Here is a 12,810-nt window from a genome sequence, read left to right as displayed (position 1 = left end):
TTCCTGGAGCTGGAGGCAACGAAGACGGGGTAGTGGGCCCGGTGAGGCGGAGGCGCCTCCTATGCCGACGGCTGGTCCAGGTAGGTCTTCAGCCGGCGCAGCGAGGTGAAGATGTGGGCTTCGCGGCCGTCCTGGTCCTGCTCGGCGAAGTCCTGCTCCTCGCTGTCCCAGCAGTAGGCAATGACACGGCGCATGCTGTCGCGGACCTCGGGCGGCAGCAGCGCGGCAGGTGCGCCCGCTACAGGGGCGGCAGCGGCCGGGGTCAGGGGCGTGGCGGTCGGCGGCGCGTCCGCATAGGTGCCGGGGTCCAGGGCGATCAAGGCGTCGATAGCTGCTTCGCACAACGCCGAGGGCACCAGGGAGGAGCGCTGGAGCACCCGGAGCTTGGCAGGGGCGGTGGCCGCCGCGCCGATCGCGTCGAGCGCGGCCTGGTCGTCGGCGTCGTCGCATGCCCATGCGGATGCCTCATCGAACAGCGCCTGGTAGAGCGTGTCAGCCACTGTCGTGTTGATGACGCTGGTCATGGATGTGGAGCCTTTCTCGGTGTCCGGGCCGCGCGGGACGGCCCGGACGGACACTCGATGTGTGGGGATGATGGGGTGCGACTGAAAGACCGCTATGCCTGGGCGCCCTTGATCAACTGGTCGATCACCTTGTCGAGCGAGGGGAGGGCGGCAGCGGTGGTGTTCTGGCCTTGCAGCTCTTCCCGCTGCCGCTCGACATACGAGGAGTCCAGCGAAGAGCCGTCGGGCTGGCACCGGGTCATGTACTTGTTGATCCAGTACGTGGAGAACGTGTGCTCGGTGTCGCCGTCGAAGGCGACACGGCCGTCGAGGTGGTGGGTGACCTCGTGGGTGTGGGGTTTGCGGTCCCCCAGCACCTGGTAGCGCCACAGGGGTGACGTGAGCGCGTAATGGGTGCCGATCGGAGGCAGGGGGCGGCGGCGCGGCGTGGAGTGGGCGCTTGTGGCAGGCATGGAGAACCTTCTGCAGTACGAGAGGACAAAGGGGCTCTCCCGTCAGCCGCTCCTGCCCGGATGAGAGGGGGAGTGGCGGATGCGGGAGGGCGGAGTGTCAGGACAGCGAGGGGATGGGGTGGGACAGGCTGAGGTGGGTGTTGGGGTCCTCGCGGTTCCACTGGTCGATGCAGTCCAGACAGGTGGCCATGCGGGGGTCGTTGGTGACGGGCCGGTGCGTGTACCTGCACTTGGCGATGCTTGGGAAGGTGGTGGGGCGAGATACGAGTTCGAAGGGGAGGCCGGGCTCCCACCGCCGCGGGTCGACGTCTTCCGAGATGCATGCCTCGGTGGTGGGCACCGGTGGAGCGTCATGGACGGCGGCGGCCAGCTGAAGTAGCCGGTCCCGCAGCTGCTCTCTGGGGCCGTGGAGGGCGATGCCGTTGCTGCCGGTCCATATGGCGACGGCGATCTCGCCGGGGTCGACTACAGCCTCATCTACGTCCGTGCCGGGGTAGAGGAGCTCGGCTTTGCTGGTGGTGTGGGCCCATTCGAGGCGGTCACTCATGAGGAGTGCCTTTCAAGAGACGGGGATGGGGAGGGTTGGGCGGCGTTCAGGGGCGGGGGTCGGTCTCCCAGCGGACGGGCACGCGCTCGTCGACGACGAGCTGGGAGTGCTTGGGGTCCTTGCGCCAGATCCGGCGCTTGATCCACTCGTGGGCCTTCAGGCGCCCGTCGCGGCTGCGCGCCGGGCCGTAGGTGACGGGCGAGTGTGCGGCGATGTGGGTGCCGTCGATGGACAGCCCGGCAGTGATCACAGCTCGCTTCATCCAGCCGGTGCCGCTGTCGGAGAAGCAGTACACGCGGACCTCAGGAGTACCCTCTCCGTTCTCCACGCGCATGAGCAGTGCTGCCAGTGACTGGATCTCCGGGCCTGCGCAGCCGCCGCGTTCGGCTTCGGCCCGTACTAGCCAGGCGGCGTGATAGGCGAGAAACCGGCTGCGGATGGTCTCGGGGGCGGTGGGCATGTCGATGCCGCGCATGCGAGGCTCCTCGGGAAGCGGGGGAGAAGGGGGGTCGACGCGCGTGAGGCAGCGCTGTCGGGGTTCTGTTGGAGGGAGCTCCTCGCCCCCAACAAGAACTATGTTACATGCGAGAATCGAGAAATGCAACGTACGCGAAGGCGTCAGTCCGCACGGAGGATTTCGGTAGCTTCTTCAGCAGCCCAGAGGACGCGTCAGGCCCGGCAGTCGGCTGGCCGGCCGCGCGGCTCGGCGCGCCCGCCATGTGCCGCCAAGAAGAAGTAGCGCCCGTACGAGAAGACCAGCAGCAATCCGGGCATCGCGAAGCAGGTCTCTAGTAGAGGCGGACGACGCCGATCTGCACCATGCGGCCGCACGGAAGGCGCCCCGCGCCGTCGATGCCGCTGTCGGTGCGCCGTGTCCTGAGCCGGCCGAGCCCCTTGCCAGCGGCTGCGGCGACCGCTTCAAGATCGGTTCCTTGCCCGGCGGTTGTCAGCAGCCGCACGGTAAAGGCGTGCCCTTGGTCGTCCACCCACAGTTCTGCCGCATGCAGCACGTCCTGGTCGAGCCCGTGCGCCCAGGGCACCAGCGTGCGCAGCAGCGCGGCGGCACCCGCTGTCGACGTCGTGCGGCCCGAGGTTCCGGCGCTCTCCACGGGCTCGGCGAGGCCGGCGACCAGCACCAGGCCGTCGTCGAGGTCGGCCGTCACGGACGCCAGGTCCCCACCAGGCGGCGAGGCGACTGTTCCACCCGACATCGCGGCCAGCCGGTCCAGGCTTGCCCGCGCGGCCGGCTCGCTGCCGTGCACCTCCACCTGTGCGTCCCGGGCGCTCAGTCCCAGCCGTACGGGCTCCATCGGTCCGCAGGCATCCAGCAGCCGGGCGATCGCCTCCACGCAGCGCGCCAGAGAAAGTGACATGGCCGCCATTGTCGCCCCCGCACCGCCCGCCCGTCCCCCGTACGCGAACTTCGTGCGCCAGAGGGGAAGAGCCCTATGGGGTCCGCCATTGGGCGGGCAAGGGCTCGTCGTGCCAGTCGTCCGGAAGAGTGGTCAACGCGTCCTCGGCCGGGGCGTTACGGCGCCAGTTGCGGGCGTGGGAGAGCAAGGTTCCCGTCAGCGGATTACGGCGCAGCACGGCGATCCTCAGGACGAGGTAGACGCCGGTATGTCCGAACCGGTCGGTGAAGACCACGGGCTCACCCGCCTGCGCGCGCTCGCGGATCGCCCGCGCGGCGGTGTAGGCGGCGTGCCTGGTGGCGTGGAGGGCCGCGTGGCGGAACCCGGCGCCGCTGATCTCGACGAGGAAAGGGCAGTCACGGGGGCCGGTGATGGTGGGCATCGGGCGAGTATCCGTTCGGGAAGCGGAGGCGGCGCAGACGAGTCGGTCTGCCCGGCCGTCACGGCCGATGGGCCGCCGAAGGGGAGAAGAGGGACAAGGAACAAGGGCCGGGTATTGCGGGGCGGGCCGACCATCCCGCGGGTGCATGTGCCGACCGGACTTCAGCCGGTGCCGGCCCGGCCGAGGGACCTGCGCAGGCGGAGGTTCTCCCCGTACGTCTCAGCGCAGAAGCGGCAGATGAGCACCCACAGTGGCAGGGAGAGGCCGTCCAGTTCGTCGTGGAGTAGCCGGGCGGCTTCGCCGATGGCGTGCTGGGTGCGGACGATGTCCAACTCCTTGCCGCTACGCCGTGCCCGGTCCAGCCCGCGGCCGGCGTCGAGGATGCGGGTATACCCCTCGTGGCTGATCCTCTCCAGTCGCATCGGGCTGACCGACGTGAACAGGGACGGTACGGGTGGGGCCGGGTCGAAGACCGGCATGCGGTCCGCGCTGTAGCGCGCGGCTCTCAGCTCCACCATGAAGGTGACGGCGATCTGCCACGCGGCCACGTCCCGCTCGCCGGTACGGACTTGGAACGTGGTGATGGCCCGGTCTGCGCTTGCCTCGGCGCTCTCCAGGGCACCGGGGCCGTGGCCGAGCCGGAAGTCCTCCAGTGCCTTGGCGGCCTCCATCACGTGCCCCTGTGCGGACGGGGCGTAGTGGTCAATGCCGCGGCGCATGAGGATGTCGTCGTCCTCCACGACGATCAGCGACCCGGGGGCGGCCGGTTCGCCAGGTTCGGCGGGGAGGTGGGGTCGGGGCGTCATGATCGGTGTGCTCCGTGCGGTCGGGAAACGGGGGACAGGCGGGGCGGGCGGGGCCTGCGCGTTCGGCCGGCCCGATCACGCCCGGGGGCCGCGGTCCAGCTTGAAGAACCAGCGGGTGACGTCCGCAGCGTTCCACTCGCGCGGGTGCGGCCAATCCTTCTCCAGAACGGTGACCACGACGCCGTTCGGACGCTCCTCGACGGCCGTGACCTTGCCCGTGTACCAGATTCCACTGGCGACCCCGTCACGCATCAGCCGGTCACCGACGCCCACCGGGACCATGAGGGTGCCGCCGGTGAAGCGCGTGTACTTGACCAGCACGCGAGGGGTGCCGTCGGGCACGGTGAGCGCGCGCTGCGTCATGGCGGCGGTCAAGTGCTCCTGGACGAGCGGGTACAGCTTCTCGGGCGTGTCCAGACCGAGGGCGACGAAGGAGCGACGCAGCGCCTCGTTGTCCTTCCCGTGTGCGTATCCACGGCGGTCGGCGTGCGCGAGAACCCTCGCGGCCAGCTCGCGGGTGGTGTCGGCGACACTCCGCGGGGCGTTGGGGCCACCGGCGTCGATTGCTGCACAGGTGAGGCAGGACAGCGGGGCGTCGGTGAGGCGGGCGGGGTCGAACTTCTCGTAGGGGTGCACGGCCTGGTAGCGGCCCGCGCCACAGGTGAGATCGATCAGGAAGCCGGTGTAGGAGTTGAACAGGGCCGTGTGAACGGCGCCCTGGCGGTCGGTGACGTGGTGGGTATCGAGCGAGTCGGCCGGGATGGCGATGGCGGAGGTATCTGTGGTGAGCTGCATGGGTTGGGTCTCCTCGTGGTCGATGGCGGGGTGGGGCGGTCAGTGCTTGCGGCGGACGCGGAGGCCCTTCCAGTCCTTCTTCTTCAGACGGGTCTTGTCGCCCAGGGCGTCGGGGACGCAGGCAACGGCTACGAAGGTGGCGCCCTTGCGGTCCACGACGCCTTCCCGCTCGTGCCGTACGAAGCGGCGCTCGTAGTCGTCTTCGGTATCCGTGAAGCCGATGCGGTCGCCGGCCTTCACGTCCTCGAAGGGCACCCAGTCGAGCAGGCCCAGCCACGCGGAGGGGTTGGCGCGCACCGTGAGAGCGGTCTTCCGCTCCTCGGGGGTCTGTGCCTCGTCGCGTGCCAGGGCAGCGGCGAGGGTGACCGTCCGGCCGCTGTAGCGGCACAGGGCCGTGCCCGGCCAGAACGGGTCCTTGAGGGTCGCCGGGCGTCCCTGCCACATGGGCGGGAAGTGGTTGGCCAGCCTGCCGTCCCGGACGCTCGGGGTGTTGTCACACGGGCACTTGGCCACTGGGAGTCCCGAGGAGTTGTCGTGGCGGTTAGGGAGCAGGATGGCGGGGTCGTGGTCGGTGGTACCGGGGGTGAAGAGGGGCATGAGGGGGTTTCTCCGGGGTGATCGGGTGAGGGCGGGCGGGACGTCGTGACCGTTCACGAGGCCGCTTGCTCTATGAAGCGCGCGACCTTGCCGCGCACGCGGGTGCCGATGTGGGCGCCGTCGCGCAGCCGTTCGGCCGCCGAGGCGACGAAGCCCGACTTGGACAAGAGGTTCCTCCTGGATGCTCGCGGGTCGCTCCCTGGCCCTTCGAATGAAGATACACGTAGAAATATAGAATTGCAATAATCAAAATACACGTGAGCTTCGAGCTAGAGTTTGACGCGAGGTGGCGACATCGATACGTTAGATTCGCGTTAGATCGGCGAGTGGAGGAAGACGATGCCCGACCCTGAGGACACGGCGCTTGCGCCCGAGCTGGCCGTGCTCGCGCAGGTCTCCCTGGAAGGGCCTGTGCCGCCGCTGCCGGATCCGGCGGAGCGCACGCGGCTGCGTGAGCAGTGGGGCTGGTCCAAGACCCAGCTCGGCAACGCGCTGGGGGTGTCGCGTGAGACGGTATGGACCTGGGAGAAGGAACCGCCGCGCACCCCGCGCGGCAGAACCGGGCAGCTCTACGCGCGGCTCCTGGCCCACTTCACCACCGAACTCGCCCGCGCCGCCGACATGACACACTCCTCGGCCCCGCTGCCCGAGTCGGCTGCCCCGGAGACGGCCGTCGTCACCCCCGATGAGGAGTCCCAGCCGCAGCTCGACTACGACATCGAGGAGCCGCCCGACATCACGTGGGAGGACTCCCCGGTACCGGAGGCCGTCGCGGAGCCCGAATACGACGCTCCCGGCTCCTGGATGGAGCTGCCCGAGGGCGTTACCCGGCCCTGCGCCCGGTGCGGCCAGCCGACTCCGTACATCGTCGCCGGCCGACCCCGCCACATCTACCTGGAGGTCATGGCCCGCATGGGCATGCCGCGGTGCGGCACCCAACCGGCACCCGCAGCCCCGGCCCCCGCCTCGCCGGTGCCTGCCGCCCCGGCGCCGGTCACGGCGGCCCCCGCCTCCGCTCCGGTAGTCTCCGCCACGCCTGCTCCGGCCCCGACGCAAACTGCCCCGGCCGCCGAGCCCACTCGCGTGGCGGCCCCGCCGCGCCGGCGAACCGCAGCCCCCGCATCCGCGTCCCGCCGCAGGACCACCCCCAAGCCGCCCGTGCACCAGGTGGCACCCGAGCACGCCGACGGTCCGCTCGCCGTCCTCGACATCACTGACGCCACCCTCACCGCCCACCTCGTCGACGGCCGCACCGTCGCCTGCCCGGCCAAGACCCTCCAAGCCCTGGCCACCTGGGCCCTGGACAAGAAGAAGATCCGCCTCGGCTCCGCCAAGCTCCACGACAACGGCTTCGACCAGGACCCGCTGCTCGTGCTCACCGAATCCGCCGTGGCGCACTTCGGCCTGCCCACCCACCTGGACGACCAGGAAGACCTCCGCCTGCCCGCCGACCACAAGGCCGTCAAGAACCTCACCCGCGCCGGATGGGAACTCACCAAGTCCGGCTTCGGCCCCTGGGCAAGGATCTTCAAGCGCCTCGACGGCAAGCGCCACTGCGTCCAGCTCGCACTCGTGCCCTGGAACGCCCTGGAGACCCGTGCCTGGGGCGACGCCGGCGCACTGCCCGCCGCCGAGCTCGCCCGGCTCCTCGGCTCCTTCGCCAACCTGGTCATCACCCCCCGCGGCACGGTCGCCGTCACCGCCGAGGAACTCATGACCGCGCTGCGCCCGCCGACCAAGGCCGTCTGGGACGAGGAGAAGAGCAAGTACGTCTCGGCCCTGGTGCCTGACACCCTGAACGCCGTCGTCGACCCGGCCCCGTGCGAGGCCCCCGACGAGCACCCGCTGGTCGCCGCCGACTACCCCGAGGAGGGAAGCCGGCCCGCCAACGAGGCCATCGACGAGGAGGCATGCATCTGGGTCCGGCCCGTCGATCTGATCACCGACGACGAGCGCGCCCGGCCCAATGTCGTCGCCCTCGACGTCTCCGTCGCCTTCCTCGCGGCCTGCCGCCGCCTCCACGTCGGCACCGGCCCGGCCATCCACCGCCCCCGCAACCCCCACTTCGACCCCGACCTGCCCGGCTCCTGGTACGTCGACCTCTCCCACATTGAGCTCGACCCCCGCCTGCCCAATCCCTTCACCCCCAGCGGCCAGCGCCCCGAAGGCCCTGCCTGGTACGCCACTCCCACCGTCGCCTACGCCGTCGAACTCGGTGCCGAGGTCCGCCCCCTGGAAGCCTGGGTCCGCGAGACTCACAGCCCCTACCTCCAGCCCTGGTACGAGCGACTGCGCGCCGCCTACCTGACCACGATGGCCGGCCTCGGCGTCACCGCCGACCTCAGCGACGAGGAGTTCCTCGCCGCGATGGCCGCCTACAAGGACGGCGATCCGGCTCTGGTGACACTGGCCAACGCCATCAAGTCCACCGCCAAGTCGGGCATCGGCAAGCTCCGCCAGCGCCCCACCGGCCTCGACTACGTCTTCGGCGACCCGTGGCCGGCCCTGCACCGCAAGACCTGGCGGCCCGACATCCGCGCCATGATCCTGTCGAAGGCCCGCATCAACATGCACCGCAAAATGTGGAACCTCGCGAACACCGCGAACCGGTACCCGCTCGCGGTCAACACCGACTGCGTCGTCTACGCCGCCGACGGCCTCTCCCCGCTGCCCATCCTGCTCGGCCCCGACGGCCAGCCCGTACGCGGAGGCTTCCGCCTCGGTGTCACCCCCGGCTCCGTCAAGCACCAGGGCTCCCAGACGATGGCCTGGGCGCTGGACCTGCTCGCCGACAACGTGAACATCGCCAATGAGATCAAGGACGCCAGCCTCGTGCTGGCCGCCTGAGACATAAGGAACCGTGACCCATCGTGGGACTGTTCGAAGACCGCCTGGAGGAAGCCGCGGACACGGCCTTCTCCCAGCCGATCCCCAAGACCCTCGGCGCCCGGATCCGCTTCCTCCTCAAGCAGGAGAAGGACCTCAGCCGCGCCGAGGCCGCCCGCGCCGTCGCCGAGAAGATCGGCAAAAGCCAGCGCACCGTCGAGCGCTACCGCGACAACGAGATCAAAACCGCCAAACCGGAAACCGCCGCCGTCATCGAGGCGGAAGTCAAGAAGCTCTGGCAGCCGCTCGTCCGCGCCCGCCGCCTCCAGGAGGCCATCACCACCAAAGGCATCAAGGTCGACGTCCGCGGAAAGTTCGGCTTCACCTCCCCCCGCGGCACCACCAACGACCCCCGCTACCGGCGCCTGACCCGCCGTCTGGACGCCGACGTCGCACGTCAGCTCTACGAGGCCAAGAACGCCGGTGCCAGCGACGACGACCTCGCTCAGATCGTCGCCGACGGGCTGCGTGACGACTACTTCACCGACGGCGGCACCCGCGCCCAGACCCTGCAGCAGGTCGAGCTCACCGACATCGACCACATCCGCTTCGGCCTGCCCGACTAACCCACCAGCCCACCGCGCCCGAAAGGCTGACGACCACCGTGGCCGCACCCACCACCGCCCACGTCCCGCGCGTGCGGCTGTTCCCGCACCAATCCCGGGCCGTCCACGCCGCCCACACCGCGCTGCGGCACACGGCCCGGACCAGCGTGGTGATGGCCTGCGGCACCGGCAAGACCTACGTTGCCGCGCGCATCGCCGCCCGCGTCGCCCCCCAGAGCACCCGCCTGGTGCTGCTGCCCACCCTCGAGCTGCTCGCCCAAACCATCGACGACTGGCGCATCGCCGGCATGACCAGCCCCGTCCTCGCCCTGTGCTCCAAGCGCCCGAACACCGCCGAGCCAGTTCCGTACACCACCGATCCCGCCGTCCTGACCGCCACCGCCCACCAGCATCCCGACCTCACCGTCTTCGCCACATACCACTCCCTGGGCCGCGTCGTGACCGCCCACCACGACTACGCCCTGCCACCGTGGTCGTGCATCGCCGTCGACGAGGCCCACCGCACCAGCGGTCACCTGGGCAAACGCTGGGCCGCCGTCCACGACGACGCCCTCGTCCCCGCACACAAGAGGCTCTACCTCACCGCCACCCCGCGGATCTGGTCCGCCGGCGAGCCCGGCGAGGACGACGACCCCACCCTCGTCGCCTCCATGGACGACCCCGCCCTCTACGGCGAGACCTGCTATCGCCTCCCCCTCGCCGAAGCCATCGACATGGACCTCCTGGCCGACTACCGCATCGTGGTCACCGAGGTCCACCACACCACCATCCGCACCCGCCTCGGCATCTCCGACCGGGCCACCGAAGCTGAACTGCGCCAGGCCGCCCTCCAGATCGCCGTCCTGCGCGCCATGGCCAAACTCGACCTGCGCCGCGCCGTCTCCTTCCACCACCGCCGCGCCGACGCCCACGCCTTCGCCGCGACCCTCCCCAAGACCGCCGCCCGCCTCTACGCCCTCGATGACACCGGCACCACCTGCCCCGACCCCGGCGAGCTGTGGGCAACCGCGATCGACGGCACCATGGACCCCGCCGTGCGCCGCCACCTCCTCGACCGATTCGACGGCCGACCGGGCGACGGCTCGGAGCCCGCGCACCGCACGCTGATCGCCAACGCCCGCCTCCTCGGCGAAGGCGTCAACATTCCCGCCATCGACACCGTCATCTTCGCGGACCCCAAGGAATCCATCGTCGACACGGTCCAGGCCGTCGGCCGCGCCCTGCGGCAAAAGCCCGGCCAGGGCAAGAAGGCCACCTTGATCGTCCCCGTCTACGTCGCCCCCGGCGAGGACGCCGACGACCTGCTGAACTCCAACCTCTACAAGCCGCTCTGGCGCGTCCTTCAAGCCCTTCGCGCCCACGACGACCGCATCGCCGACCGGCTCGCCGTCCCCCAGCAGCCCGCCCTCACCATCCCCGGCGACGAAGAAATCGAGACCGTCCCGGTCGACGTCGCCTTCGACCGGCCCTTCCCCGCCGACACCATCGCCCAGGCCTTCCGGCTGCGCGTCCTCCACCCGCGCGAGGCATCCTTCCGCCGCGGCCTGGAAGCCGCCACCGCCTACTACGAGACGTACGGCCACCTCGACGTCCCCCAGCTCCACGACGACGAGCACGGCTTCGCCCTGGGCCGCTGGATCAACCGCATGCGCAAGGCGCACGCGGCCGGCACCCTCGAGCCCCGCCAGATCAAGGCCCTCGAACAGATCCACATGATCTGGAACCTCCGCACCCAGGCAGCCGAACGCGGCCTGCTCCACGCCCGCCAGTGGGCCGAGCGCCACGGCCACCTCGCCGTCCCCACCGACGAGACGATCGGCGACTACGCCTTCGGCCGCTGGCTCACCAACCGCCGCCGCACCGCCCGCGAACGCGCCGCACAAGGACTCGCGCCCGACGCCACCGATACCGCTCTCGCCGAGCTCGACCCCTGGTGGAACCCCCCGTGGCCGATCAGCTGGCAACGCCTCTACTACACCGCCCGCACCTACGCCGAGGCGGGGATCACCCTCGACGACCTACCAAGCGACTTCCTCACCGACGACGACGAACCCCTCGGCGAATGGGTCCGCACTCAGAGCCTCACCTTCCACACCCTCCACCCCGAACAGGCACAGCTCATCGCCGAACTCGGCATCACCCCCACCGAACCCGCCCCCGACGAACCCCCGCAGCCCGCCGGCCGCGCCGCCCGCCAGCAACGCCAGCTCGACAAGGGCCTGGCCGGTGTCGAAGCCTTCCGCGCCCGCGAAGGACACGTCCACATCCGCCAGCGCGACACCGTCCTCCTCGACGGCGAGGTGTACAAGGTGGGCCAGTGGCTCAACAACCTCCGCAAACGCTGGGACACCCTGCCCGCCGAACACCTACAAGCCGTCACCGCAGCCGGTCTTACCCGACACGCCCAGCCCGGCGGCGACGCGGGCCAGTGAGCGTCCGGCGTGCGGACACGCACGCACGTGCCGGAGTGACGCCTTCCGCCTGCCCTCACCCGGCCGGGTGGTGGCGGCCGGGGGCTCTTGGCTGGGTGGCGTCTGTGGTTCAGCGGGGTGCCGCTGCCAGGTCCCGGGTGATGTCCCTCGCGATCTCAAGGTGTACGTGGACCGGGTCGGCTCCAGCGGGCCCGCGGGTGCCCCGCAGATCACGGTAGGCGTCATCGGCGCGCCGTAGGTACTCGCTGCCCAGGTCCACGCCCAGGCGCGGGGGCACGTCGCCGAGCACGGAGACGAGGAACCCCATGGCGGCGCGCAGGCTGTCGGCGCTGGCATCGAGCAGGCCGCGGGTCTGCGGGTCATTCTGGTGCTCGCCGGTCAGGTCGGTGAACTCGCTGGTGATCTGACCGACCAGCTCCTGGAGCTGCTCATGGAGTGGGATGTCCTGCTCCTGGTAGTGGTGTTGGGCGCGTTCGAGGCGCGCTGTGCTCTCGGGGGCGCCGCAGGTCACCCGGCAGGTCAGCCCGTAGGCGGCCCAGAGGCAGGCGGCAGCGACGTCCAGCCGCGGGCGGACCTGTGGGTCCTCGAAGTCACTCGCAGCCAACCTGCGGCACAGCTCCCGTACTTCGGCCAGGACCTCGGCGCTCGTGTCCTTCGGCGGCTGCGGCATCCGCTTCTTCTCCTTCGATGGGACCTCAAAGGACAGTACCGGCGGCATGGACCGGCTGGGCAGGATTGCGCAGACCGGACCGGGAGGCGCGGAACCGATGCCCGGGCTCTCAGACCGGCCGCACACCCTCGTCCTCGCGCGGGCCGGCCGCCGGGGTGCTCCCGGGCCGGACCGGACGAGGTCCGGCTGCGGCCTGGTCCGCCGGCGGTGGCTGGGGCCGACTCAGAACCGCATCCTGTGGAAGAAGGCCGAAACCGCACCGCGACGAGCACCGCGACCCTCCGGCACGCTGCCAGCTGTGGTCCACGGCACGCGCCCGGTTATGCGGCACTGTCAGAGGTCAATGACAGGATTACCCGTGACCTGTCCCGCCCGTGGTGCGGTCGGGACGATCCACAGATACGGAGTACCACCCCCATGAACCGCAGTGAGCTGGTGACCGCCCTGGCCGAGCGCGCCGAGGTGACCCGCAAGGACGCCGACGCCGTTCTGGCCGCGCTCGCCGAGACCGTCGGCGAGGTCGTCGCCAAGGGCGACGAGAAGGTCACCATCCCCGGCTTCCTGACCTTCGAGCGCACCCACCGTGCCGCCCGCAGCGCGCGCAACCCGCAGACGGGCGAGCCGATCCAGATCGCTGCCGGTTACAGCGTGAAGGTCTCCGCCGGCTCGAAGCTCAAGGAAGCCGCCAAGGGCAAGTAGCCCTCGTTCCCGGACCGGCGTCCACGGTTCGCCGCGGGCGGA

Annotated in this window: 14 protein-coding genes; 4 read left to right on the top strand and 10 right to left on the bottom strand. The window is 70.5% G+C overall.

Going from position 1 to position 12,810, the window contains the following annotated elements; all coding sequences use genetic code 11:
• Positions 1 to 59: 59 nt before the first annotated feature.
• The 9 genes from ACOTKD_RS30385 to ACOTKD_RS30345 form a co-directional block, all read right to left on the bottom strand.
• Positions 60 to 500 (bottom strand): hypothetical protein, encoded by a 441-nt coding sequence (locus ACOTKD_RS30385; RefSeq protein ID WP_424892205.1) that lies wholly within the window; start codon positions 498 to 500, stop codon positions 60 to 62.
• A gap of 116 nt (positions 501 to 616) precedes the next feature.
• Positions 617 to 976 carry a hypothetical protein gene (locus ACOTKD_RS30380; protein ID WP_424892204.1) on the bottom strand — a complete coding sequence of 120 codons (360 nt, stop codon included), beginning with the start codon at positions 974 to 976 and terminating at the stop codon, positions 617 to 619.
• Positions 977 to 1,073: 97 nt separating this feature from the next.
• Positions 1,074 to 1,523: a hypothetical protein gene (locus ACOTKD_RS30375; RefSeq protein WP_424892203.1), complete on the bottom strand. Its 450-nt coding sequence runs from the start codon at positions 1,521 to 1,523 to the stop codon at positions 1,074 to 1,076.
• Positions 1,524 to 1,569: 46 nt separating this feature from the next.
• Positions 1,570 to 1,998 (bottom strand): hypothetical protein, encoded by a 429-nt coding sequence (locus ACOTKD_RS30370; protein WP_424892202.1) that lies wholly within the window; start codon positions 1,996 to 1,998, stop codon positions 1,570 to 1,572.
• A gap of 313 nt (positions 1,999 to 2,311) precedes the next feature.
• Complete coding sequence (locus ACOTKD_RS30365) at positions 2,312 to 2,896, bottom strand: hypothetical protein (protein WP_424892201.1); 585 nt, start codon at positions 2,894 to 2,896, stop codon at positions 2,312 to 2,314.
• Positions 2,897 to 2,969: 73 nt separating this feature from the next.
• The gene (locus tag ACOTKD_RS30360) at positions 2,970 to 3,317 is read right to left on the bottom strand and encodes a hypothetical protein (RefSeq protein WP_424892200.1); all 348 of its coding nucleotides are present in this window, start codon (positions 3,315 to 3,317) and stop codon (positions 2,970 to 2,972) included.
• 161 nt (positions 3,318 to 3,478) lie between these two features.
• Positions 3,479 to 4,123, bottom strand: coding sequence for a hypothetical protein (locus ACOTKD_RS30355; RefSeq protein ID WP_424892199.1), 645 nt, complete (start codon positions 4,121 to 4,123; stop codon positions 3,479 to 3,481).
• Positions 4,124 to 4,198: 75 nt separating this feature from the next.
• Positions 4,199 to 4,918: a hypothetical protein gene (locus tag ACOTKD_RS30350; RefSeq protein ID WP_424892198.1), complete on the bottom strand. Its 720-nt coding sequence runs from the start codon at positions 4,916 to 4,918 to the stop codon at positions 4,199 to 4,201.
• Positions 4,919 to 4,957: 39 nt separating this feature from the next.
• Positions 4,958 to 5,515, bottom strand: a complete 558-nt coding sequence (locus ACOTKD_RS30345) for a hypothetical protein (protein WP_424892197.1) — start codon at positions 5,513 to 5,515, stop codon at positions 4,958 to 4,960.
• Between the two features lie 339 nt (positions 5,516 to 5,854).
• Between ACOTKD_RS30345 and tap the strand changes: the two genes are divergently transcribed.
• From tap to ACOTKD_RS30330, 3 genes are read left to right on the top strand one after another with little or no spacing between them, the layout of a single operon-like run.
• A complete protein-coding gene (gene tap, locus ACOTKD_RS30340) occupies positions 5,855 to 8,362 on the top strand; it encodes a telomere-associated protein Tap (protein WP_424892196.1) in 2,508 nt (835 codons plus the stop codon).
• Positions 8,363 to 8,385: 23 nt separating this feature from the next.
• Complete coding sequence (tpg, locus tag ACOTKD_RS30335; protein WP_424892194.1) at positions 8,386 to 8,967, top strand: telomere-protecting terminal protein Tpg; 582 nt, start codon at positions 8,386 to 8,388, stop codon at positions 8,965 to 8,967.
• Between the two features lie 38 nt (positions 8,968 to 9,005).
• Positions 9,006 to 11,399 (top strand): Helicase associated domain protein, encoded by a 2,394-nt coding sequence (locus ACOTKD_RS30330; protein ID WP_424892193.1) that lies wholly within the window; start codon positions 9,006 to 9,008, stop codon positions 11,397 to 11,399.
• A gap of 109 nt (positions 11,400 to 11,508) precedes the next feature.
• On the opposite strand, the gene ACOTKD_RS30325 is transcribed toward ACOTKD_RS30330, so the two are convergent.
• The gene (locus ACOTKD_RS30325; protein ID WP_424892192.1) at positions 11,509 to 12,069 is read right to left on the bottom strand and encodes a hypothetical protein; all 561 of its coding nucleotides are present in this window, start codon (positions 12,067 to 12,069) and stop codon (positions 11,509 to 11,511) included.
• A gap of 417 nt (positions 12,070 to 12,486) precedes the next feature.
• On the opposite strand from ACOTKD_RS30325, the gene ACOTKD_RS30320 reads away from it, so the two are divergent.
• The gene (locus ACOTKD_RS30320) at positions 12,487 to 12,768 is read left to right on the top strand and encodes an HU family DNA-binding protein (RefSeq protein WP_424892191.1); all 282 of its coding nucleotides are present in this window, start codon (positions 12,487 to 12,489) and stop codon (positions 12,766 to 12,768) included.
• Positions 12,769 to 12,810 lie beyond the last annotated feature (42 nt).

Source organism: Streptomyces sp. XH2 (genome assembly GCF_049725035.1).
In the GTDB taxonomy this organism is placed as follows: Bacteria; Actinomycetota; Actinomycetes; order Streptomycetales; family Streptomycetaceae; genus Streptomyces; species Streptomyces roseoverticillatus.
This window is presented reverse-complemented; position numbering and strand designations above follow the sequence as displayed.